The organism is Kribbella sp. NPDC051936, assembly GCF_040680955.1.
Lineage (GTDB): Bacteria > Actinomycetota > Actinomycetes > Propionibacteriales > Kribbellaceae > Kribbella.
Genome location: NZ_JBFAXS010000010.1, coordinates 317,957 through 327,085, shown reverse-complemented (window position 1 = coordinate 327,085; position 9,129 = coordinate 317,957). Strand labels below are relative to the sequence as shown.

The following is a 9,129-nucleotide window of genomic DNA, read 5'->3' as shown; positions in this document are numbered from 1 at the left end:
AGCCCAGTCCTCCACTGTCATCACCCTTCACAGGGTCACGCAGGGGGTTCATTTTCAGCCGCCGATAGAGGGTCAGTCTTCACCCGACGTCGACAGGCCGTACGACGGGCATGCCCTAGGAGATGTCGTACGGCGAGGACAGCTGGAAGCCCTGCACGAGCAGGTGACTCGGGCACGGAGCGGGATCGCAGGGCAGTGGGTACACGGGGATTGCTGGGAGAGCTGTGCTCGCACCCTCGGGCACAGCGCGACCCACCGCATGGGGTGTGCGGGCGACGGTGGGACGCGGTAGCGGCGGGGGAGTACGACGGGCAGGCCTGGGAGTTGTCGTACGGCGGGAACAGCTGGAAGCGCTGCACGAGCGGTTGGTTCTGCCACGCAGCGGGATCGCAGGGCGATGGGGGATACGGGGGATTGCTGGGGAGCTGTGCTCGCACCTGCGGGCACAGCGCGAACGGGTGCACGGGGGTGCAGTACGACGGGCAGGCCTGGGAGTTGTCGTACGGCGGGAACTGTTGGAAGCGCTGGACGAGCGGGTGGTTCTGCCACGCAGCGGGATCGCAGGGCGACGGGGGACGCGGCGGTGCTTCTATGGGGTTCGTCAAGGAAATCTGGCTGCGTTCGCGGGGTGATGGCGGGCAGCATGGCGGGATGCCGGATCTGCTGTGGGACGACGTCAGGAACTTCTTCGACCCTGACCTGATGGGTGCTCTGCCGGACGTGTCCGTGGCGGGGACCTCGGTCGAGGACTGGCAGGCGGTGTTCGATCTGATCCGCTCGAGCGGATGGGCGTGGGAGTACTCGGTAGGCGGCGTCGCTGGGCCACTGCCGTCCGCGGCGGAGGTGCTGATGCGTCCGGCCGATGCGGACACTGTCGATCTGCGGGTCTGGCCGGTCCCGGATGTGCTGGCGATCTTCCGTCCGATGTCGGCCGAAGAGATCGACTTCGATGTCGACCTTCGCGAGCTGCAGGGCCAGGAAAGAGTGGACATCCTGTGCGGGTTCTTCGCCGCTGTGGGTCGCAGGCTTGGCAAGCCGGTGGTCATGACGGCCGAGGGCGACAACGGGCATCCGGTGCTCGCGTTCGATCCCGCAGCCAATCGCGTGGTGTTGATGGCGGACCCGCGGGTCAGCTGACCGTTTCGCCCGCGGCGGTCTACCGATGCCTCCGGCCCGGTGACAGCACCCCGGATCATGCGAGCTACAGGGGGAACAGTCATGTCGGGCCGGAGGCCGGGAGCCGCGCTGCAGGGCCACAAAGGAGGGAACGGGGGATCGCCGGGGACAGCTGTGCTCGGACCCGCGGGCGCAGGGCGATCCAGTGAAAGGGGGAGTGTGGTTGAGATCCGCGAGGCCGATCATCGTCTGCGCTCCTCGCCTCACCAGTTGACGAAGCCGCGGATCCTGTCGGTCCAGGAGCTCGGCGGACGCGTGGTCAGTGCTGTGCGAGGTGATGTTGTGCGCGGGAGGCCAGTTCCTGGACGGAGTTGTCTGTGTCCGGCGGGAGGGCGTCGAGGGGGAACCAAGCGAGGGCGTGGGATTCCTCGCTGACGACGTATTCCGTGGATGTCGCGGTGACCAGGAACTGGACGTCGAGGTGGTAGGCGCCGGCGCAGCCGCCTGCTTCCAGTAGGTGGCGGGAGAGTTGGAGGGGTTCGCGGCTGACTGTGAGGGATGAGAGCCCGGATTCCTCAGTTGCTTCGCGGAGGGCGGCGCCGGTCAGGGTGGTGTCGCCGGGTTCGCAGTGGCCGCCTAGTTGGAGCCAGCGGCCGACTGTTTTGTGCAGCGTCAGCAGGGTGTTTTGGCCTGCAGCATCGACAACCAGCGCGCTGGCCGTCACGTGCTCCGGGCGGCAGCTGCGCCACATCCCGTCCGGATGGGTCGAGAGGTGGTGCAGATAGTGCGCCCGCAGCTTCTCTTGCTCGGCGTCGGGCGCGTGCCACCTCTTCAAGACCTCGACTGCGTCGGCATGAAGCATTCCGCAAGTCTCCACATCCCCGCCTGGACACACTCAGGCGGGGTGTGGAGAACGCCGCAGCTACTTGGCGGGGTTGTCGCCGTCGTCCTCGGTCGGCGGCTCGGGAGTCTCGGCGTCGAGGAAGTCGCTGATGTCGATGTCGGAGAGTTCGCCTGCGTGCTGGGCGAAGCCGATGGGGTCGTCCAGGTCGCCGGTGCTCGGCATCAGGTCCGGGTGGGACCAGAGGTTGTCACGGCCTTCGACGCCGCGGGCGTCGCGGACGGCGGCCCAGAGGTTCGCGGCGTCGCGGAGGCGGCGTGGGCGCAGCTGCAGACCGACGAGGGTCGCGAACGTCTGCTCGGCCGGACCGCCGGCGGCGCGGCGGCGCCGAACCGTCTCGGCAAGCTGGACCGCGGCGGGCATCCGGTCCTTGGTGGCTTCCCGTACGACGTCGTCGACCCAGCCTTCGACCAGGGCCAGCGTGGTCTCGAGCCGGACGAGGGCTGCCTTCTGCTGCTCCGAGTCCTCGGGCTCGAACAGGCCGCCGGCGAGCGCCTCCTGCATCGCCTCCGGGTTCTGCGGGTCGATGTCGGCCATCGCGCGCTCGATCTTGCCGGTGTCGACCTCGATCCCGGCCGCGTAGTCGGCGACTGCGGCGAGCAGGTGCTGACGGAGCCACGGCACCCCGGCGTACAGCCGCTGGTGGGCGACCTCACGCAACGCGAGGTACAGCCGGACGTCCTCGTCGGTCAGCCCGAGCCCCTCGGCGAACTTGGCGATGTTGTCGGGCAGCAGGATCGCCTGGCCGGTCGGGCCCAGCGGCAGCCCGATGTCGGACGAGCTGACGACCTCGCCGGCGAGCTCTCCCAGCCCCTGGCCGACCTGCGCTCCGAAGACGGAACCGCCGAGCTGCCGCAGCATCCCGGCCATCGGGCCGGCGAACTGCTGCGCCTCGGCGGGCAGGGCGTTGCCCATCGCGCCGGCGACGTGTTCCGCGACCGGGTCGACGATCGTCTGCCAGACCGGGAGCGTGTTCTCGACCCACTCCGCGCGGCTCCAGGCCGCGGAGGTGGCGGACACCTCGGGCAGCGTGGTGGCGTCGTCGAGCCAGTGCTCGGCGAGCCGGACCGCGTCCGCGACCCGGTCGCCGTCGGTGGACGTCATCGACCGGTCCCCGGCGGTGGAGACGGTCTTGCGGGCGATGTCCTTGGCCAGGTCCCAGTTCACCGGCTTGCCGTCGGTGGAACCGCTCAGCAACTGCTGGACCTGGGCGAAGATCGCGTTCAGGTCCGGGGTGCCGCCCGCGCCGGCCGCACCGGAGAACTGCTGGAACATGGCCTCGAACGGCGTTCCCTTGAACGGGTTGTCCGGTTCGTCGCTCATCGGAGGGCCTTCCTGTGCGGGTGGGGCGTACTACTCCAACGTACTGGTTCCGGCGACCAGTTCCTCGTCCGGCGAACGCATCGCCGCCTCTGTTCGCCGCAGGCAGAGCCGCGAACCCGGGCCGGCCGGCGGATGGCGGGTAGGTGAGGAAGGCAACAGTCTCTCCCGGTGCACGCCGGACCACGCACCGCAGTCTCCGAACGGCCCCGAACGGGAGGTGGTGTCCGGGAATCGGCGGGCGGGAGGGAGAATTGCGGCGGGGGAATGGAATGGTGTGTGGGGACACGGCGGGAATGAGGAACGGATGAGCGACGCGATCAGGCTGCTGGACATCCGCGACAGTGCGCTGTCCAGCGACGAGGTGCTGGCCGCGGTCGCGGATCCGACGGCGGGCGGAACTGCGCTTTTCATCGGCACAGTGCGCAACCACGACCAGGACAAGCCGGTCGACCGCCTGAGCTACGAGGCCCACCCGGACGCGCTGGAGCACCTGCGGAAGGTCGCGCAGCGTGTTTGCGACGACCCGGCGGTGACCGCGCTGGCCGCCGTGCACCGCACGGGGGACCTGGTGATCGGGGACGCCGCGGTGATCGTGGCGGTGGCCGCGTCGCACCGCGATGTGGCGTTCGCCGCGTGCCGGCGACTCATCGACGACCTCAAGGCCGAGGTCCCGATTTGGAAACACCAGAGCTTCAGCGACGGTGGCAGCGAGTGGGTCGGCGCTCACTGACCCGTACGCTGGGCGCATGAAGGTGGCCGGATGAAGGTTTTGGCGTGGCTGGCGTTTCCGCTGACCGCCACGCTGCTGGCGATGTGCTGGGCCGCCTGGCGTGGCTGGCGCAGCCGTGAGCCGCGCCGGTCCGGCGGTGCCTTCGCCTCGGTCGAGGACTTCCGTCGCTTCAACGCCGCGCTCGCCGCGCCCGGCCCGCGGGCCACTCCGGAACGTCGTCGCGGCCTCGGTCGTCGTATCCATCAGCCGGTCTCTTCCGAGGTCCGTGGCTCCGGCTCCAAGATCGCAGGGCAGGGTTCGTGACACGTCGTACCGCCACATTGGTCACCTCGATCGTCGTGCTCGTCGTCTCGCTGGGGCTGGTCACCGCCTTCCCGGTGCCGTTCGTCTCGTTCAGCCCCGGTCCGGTCAAGGACACGCTGGGGGCGTCGAAGAACAAGCCGGTCATCGAGATCAGCGGTCACAAGACGTTCCCGACATCGGGGCAGCTCGATCTGACCACGGTGTCCGTGACCTCTCCGGACCGTCAGTTGACCCTGCCGCAGGCGATGCGGAACTGGCTCGACCCGCACCACGACCTGTTCCCGCGCGACATCATTTATCCGCCGGACCAGAGCGCCGACGAGGTCGAGCAGCAGAACACCGCCGAGATGACCGGCTCGCAGGACAGCGCGGTCGCCGCGGCATTGCAGGCGGCGAACGTACCGTTCCACACGAAGGTGTCGACGGTCGCGGAGAAGTCTCCGGCCGAAGGAAAGCTGAAGCCGGGCGACATCGTGCTGGCCGTCGACGGTCAGCCGGTGACGCAGGTCCCGCAGGTCGGCGAGTTCGTCCGCAAGCACAAGGTGGGCGAGAACGTCGTCTTCCTGATCCGCCGCGGCACCGCCGAGCAGACCGTCCAGCTGAAGACGGCCGCGACCCCGGGCGACGAGACCCGCCCGATGGTCGGGATCACGATCGGTGTCGACTCGCAGGTGAAGGTGACGGTCAACCTCGGGCAGGATATCGGCGGTCCGAGCGCGGGCACCGCGTTCGCCCTGGCCATCTACGACAAGCTGACGCCGGGTGCGCTGCTGAACGGCAAGCACGTCGCCGGAACCGGCACGATCGACGCGCTCGGCCAGGTCGGCGCGATCGGCGGTATCCAGCAGAAGATCGCCGGCGCCCGCAACGACGGCGCGACGGTCTTCCTGGTCCCGGCGCCGAACTGTGCGGCCGCGCTGCACGCGGACGTGAAGGGCATCCAGCTGGTGAAGATCAGCACGCTGAACGACGCGATCAGCGCCCTGAAAGCGGTCGCCGACGGGAAGGGCGAGGTCCCGTCGTGCAGCCAATGAGTCGTTTGTACGAACCGGCGAACCGAAGGGGAGAGCTGCCGGCATGGATTCCGTAGGCATGCTGCCGTCCGACGCGCTGAGCCGCGCGGTGATCGAGATCGAGAAGCACGTGAGCAGCGCGGGCTGGGACCAGCCGGCGCAGTTGTTCGCGCTGGTCCCGACCGCGGAACTGCTCCGCGCGGAGCCGCAGCTCGCCGCCGAGCTCGGTGCCGAGGACGCGTCCCAGCCGCTGACTCCGGTCGCGCAGGGCGAGCTGCCCGGCGGGGTGGAGGACGAGCATCTCGCCGACACCCTCGGCCGGATCGAGTGGCCGGACGGTGTCGCCGGCTGTGCGTTGGCGATCGAGCGGATCGTGCTGCCGGCGGCGGCCGAGTCCGGGCTGTCCAGCGTCGAGTCGGACGCCGAACTGGCCCGGCTGGCCGGGAGCGATCCGCGCCGGCACGAGGTCCGGATGGTCGCCGCGGTGCTGCGTGAGGGCGACCGGTTCGGCGCCGTCCGGCTGCGCGCCCACGACGAGGACAGCGCGGTGCTCACCGGCGTCGACTTGGTCCCCACGCTGTGCGAAGTACTGTCTTTGACATTCGAACCTTCGGTCGGCAGCCGGTCGGGTGAAGGTCCTGGGGTCGACGGCATGAGCGACGACGAGGAGAAACCATGAGCGACGGCGTCTACGACATGCCGGAGGAGCCCGCCGCCCGGAGACCACGGCGCAGCGGCGGGCGCCCCCGTGCCCTGCTGCCGACGATCGCCACACTGATCGTCCTGCTGATCCTCTTCAGCGTGTTCACCGATGTCTGGACCCAGCGGCTCTGGTACCGGTCGGTGGACCTCGGGTCGGTCTTCAGCACCGTGCTGGGCACCCGGGTGCTGCTGTTCGTGGTCGTCGGTCTGCTGATGGCCGCGGCCGTCGTCGCGAACATCATCGTCGCGTTCCGCACCCGCCCGCGGGTGGCGCTCGCGCCGTCGCCGAGCCCGGGTTTCGAACGGTACGGCGACCTGCTGCAGCAGCACGGGAAGATCGCGGTCGGAGTGATCGCGACCCTGATGCTGATCTTCGGCGGCTCGGCAGCGTCGGGGGAGTGGAAGGTCTTCCTGGCCTGGCGCAACCGGACCCCCTTCGGCGTCACCGACAAGCACTTCAACAAGGACATCGCGTTCTTCGTCTTCGACTACCCGTGGCTGCGCGTGCTGCTCGGCTTCGGCTACTCGATCGTCCTGCTGTCGCTGGTCGCCGCGATCATCACCCACTACCTCTACGGCGGCTTCCGTCCGTCCGCCAAGGGCCAGAAGGCGTCGGGCGCGGCGCAGGTGCAGTTCTCCGTGCTGCTCGGGCTGCTCGTCCTGCTGAAGGCCTTCAGCTACTGGCTGGACCGGTACGGTCTGACGACCTCTGACGCCAAGCTCTTCACCGGTGTCTCCTACACCGGCGACAACGCCATCCTGCCCAGCAAAGAGATCCTGGCCGTCATCGCGGTCCTGTGCGCGGGACTGTTCTTCGCCAACGTGGTCCGCCGGACCTGGCTGCTTCCCGGCGTCGGCACGGTGGTGCTGATCCTGTCGGCGATCCTGCTCGGCGCGCTCTGGCCGGCCGCGCTCCAGCAGCTGCGGGTGCGACCGAGCGAGCCGGTGAAGGAAGCGCCGTACATCACGAAGAACATCGAGGCCACGCGTCAGGCTTACGGCCTCGAGGGCGCGGACGTCACCGAGTACCGGGCGGAGACGACGGCCAAGCCGGAGGAGTTGGCGGCCGATGCCGAGGTGCTGCCCGGTATCCGGCTGATCGACCCGACCGTGATCGGTCCGACCTTCGAGCAGCTCCAGCAGGTCCGCGGGTTCTACTCGTTCCCGACCGATCTGGACGTCGACCGGTACAAGGTCAAGGGCAAGGTCAACGACACCGTCATCGCGGTCCGCGAGGTCCAGGTCGACCGGCTGCCGGGCGGTCAGCGCAACTGGAACAACGACCACACCGTCTACACGCACGGCTACGGAGTCGTCGCCGCGAACGGCAACCAGTCGCAGGGCGGCATCCCCGTGTGGACCGAGAAGGACCTGCCGCCGACCGGCGACCTCGGGAAGTACGAGCCGCGGATCTACTTCGGCGAGCAGTCCCCGGACTACTCGATCGTCGGCGCTCCGGAAGGCGGTCAGCCGGTCGAGCTCGACACGCCGGAGGGCAAGTCCGGCGGCGACCCGACCCTGAACACCTACGAGGGCAAGGGCGGCGTCCCGATCGGGTCGTTCGCCAACCGGTTGCTCTACGCAACGAAGTTCCGGGACGCGAACATCCTGCTGTCCAGCCGGGTGAACCCCGAGTCGAAGATCCTCTACGACCGCAGCCCGCGCGAGCGGGTGGAGAAGGCGGCGCCGTGGCTGACGCCGGACGGTGACCCGTACCCGGCGATCGTCGACGGCCAGGTGGTCTGGATCGTCGACGGCTACACCACGTCGGACAACTACCCGTACTCCCAGAAGGTCGACCTGGACGTCAGCACCCGGGACACCACGACCGGCCGCGGGACGATCGCGCAGCAGCCGAGCGAGAAGATCAACTACATCCGCAACTCGGTCAAGGCGGTCGTGAACGCCTACGACGGCTCGGTCGAGCTGTACGCCTGGAACGAGAGCGACCCGGTGCTGAAGACCTGGATGAAGGCGTTCCCCGGCACGGTGAAGCCGCGCTCGGACATCTCGCCCGACCTGATGTCGCACCTGCGCTACCCGGAGGACATGTTCAAGGTCCAGCGCGACCTGCTCGCGAAGTACCACGTCGAGGACGCCGGCACGTGGTACCAGAACAGCGACCTGTGGCGCGTCCCGGACGACCCGACCGCGGTCTCGTCCGGCAGTGACTCGGCGACGCATATCAGCCAGCCTCCCTTCTACCTCTCGTTGCGGATGCCCGGTCAGACCGAGCCGAAGTTCTCACTGACGTCGGTGTACGTACCGAACGGTGAACGGGAGAACCTCACAGCATTCGTTGCCGTCGATGCCGAGGCGACCTCGCCGGACTACGGCAAGTTCCGGGTGCTGCGATTGCCGGGGAACCTGCAGATACCTGGTCCGGGGCAGGTCTACAACAAGTTCCAGACCGACGAAGGCATCAGACAGGCGCTGCTGCCGATCAACCAGCCGAACAGCGGCGCAAGAGCGCAGTACGGCAACCTGCTGACGCTGCCGCTCGGCGGTGGTCTGCTCTACGTCCAGCCGGTGTACTCGGTGCGGACCAGCGGAGCGGGCACTTACCCCGTCCTGCGGTACGTGCTGGTGTCGTTCGGTGACGGCGTGGCCTACGGCGGAACGCTGCAAGAAGCCCTCAATAAGGTCTTCAAGACCAACGTCGACACCGGTGAGCTGCCACCAGGAACCGAGAAACCGCCTGCACAACAGCCGAACCAGACGGTCAAGCAGGCCATCGCCGACGCACAGGCTGCCTGGACACGAGCGCAGGCAGCCCTGACGAAGGGCGACCTCGCCGGCTACCAGACCAACCTGAACCAGATGAAGGCGGCGCTCGACAGGGCTGCCGCAGCCGCGGCGGGAACGCCCACGCCGACGCCGTCGGCCACGCCGTCCGGTGGTCCGTCGAGTCCACCCGCATCTCCGACGCCAACTAGCCCACCGAGCTCACCGACAGGCTGAGCGCACGGGCTTCCAGGGGCGGCGACACCGACAGCAGTCGGGGTCGCCGCCCGTTCGTCTGCCCCGGCTTGGTTGCCTAC

Annotated in this window: 8 protein-coding genes; 6 read left to right on the top strand and 2 right to left on the bottom strand. The window is 68.7% G+C overall.

The genetic code is table 11. The annotated features are described in order from the left end of the window. Nucleotides 1–591: 591 nt before the first annotated feature. The gene (locus AB0L64_RS34300; RefSeq protein ID WP_363717046.1) at nt 592–1,137 is read left to right on the top strand and encodes a hypothetical protein; all 546 of its coding nucleotides are present in this window, start codon (nt 592–594) and stop codon (nt 1,135–1,137) included. 298 nt (nt 1,138–1,435) lie between these two features. On the opposite strand, the gene AB0L64_RS34295 is transcribed toward AB0L64_RS34300, so the two are convergent. Continuing rightward, on the bottom strand, nt 1,436–1,978 hold the full coding sequence (locus AB0L64_RS34295) for an NUDIX domain-containing protein (protein ID WP_363717044.1): 543 nt from the start codon (nt 1,976–1,978) through the stop codon (nt 1,436–1,438). A 60-nt stretch (nt 1,979–2,038) separates the two neighbouring features. Continuing rightward, nucleotides 2,039–3,340 carry a zinc-dependent metalloprotease gene (locus AB0L64_RS34290; protein ID WP_359925660.1) on the bottom strand — a complete coding sequence of 434 codons (1,302 nt, stop codon included), beginning with the start codon at nt 3,338–3,340 and terminating at the stop codon, nt 2,039–2,041. A 304-nt stretch (nt 3,341–3,644) separates the two neighbouring features. Here AB0L64_RS34290 and AB0L64_RS34285 point away from each other — a divergent pair, with 304 nt between their 5' ends. From AB0L64_RS34285 to AB0L64_RS34265, 5 genes are read left to right on the top strand one after another with little or no spacing between them, the layout of a single operon-like run. Beyond that, the gene (locus AB0L64_RS34285) at nt 3,645–4,070 is read left to right on the top strand and encodes a molybdenum cofactor biosynthesis protein MoaE (protein ID WP_363717041.1); all 426 of its coding nucleotides are present in this window, start codon (nt 3,645–3,647) and stop codon (nt 4,068–4,070) included. Between the two features lie 30 nt (nt 4,071–4,100). Further along, the gene (locus AB0L64_RS34280; protein WP_359925655.1) at nt 4,101–4,373 is read left to right on the top strand and encodes a hypothetical protein; all 273 of its coding nucleotides are present in this window, start codon (nt 4,101–4,103) and stop codon (nt 4,371–4,373) included. After that, nucleotides 4,370–5,407 carry a PDZ domain-containing protein gene (locus AB0L64_RS34275; RefSeq protein WP_363717039.1) on the top strand — a complete coding sequence of 346 codons (1,038 nt, stop codon included), beginning with the start codon at nt 4,370–4,372 and terminating at the stop codon, nt 5,405–5,407. Before AB0L64_RS34280 ends, AB0L64_RS34275 begins: the two co-directional genes overlap by 4 nt. Before the next feature lie 43 nt (nt 5,408–5,450). Beyond that, on the top strand, nt 5,451–6,065 hold the full coding sequence (locus AB0L64_RS34270; RefSeq protein WP_359925651.1) for a PPA1309 family protein: 615 nt from the start codon (nt 5,451–5,453) through the stop codon (nt 6,063–6,065). Further along, entirely contained in the window at nt 6,062–9,049 is a 2,988-nt protein-coding gene (locus tag AB0L64_RS34265) for a UPF0182 family protein (protein WP_363717036.1), read from the top strand. The genes AB0L64_RS34270 and AB0L64_RS34265 overlap by 4 nt, the downstream gene beginning before the upstream one ends. Nucleotides 9,050–9,129 lie beyond the last annotated feature (80 nt).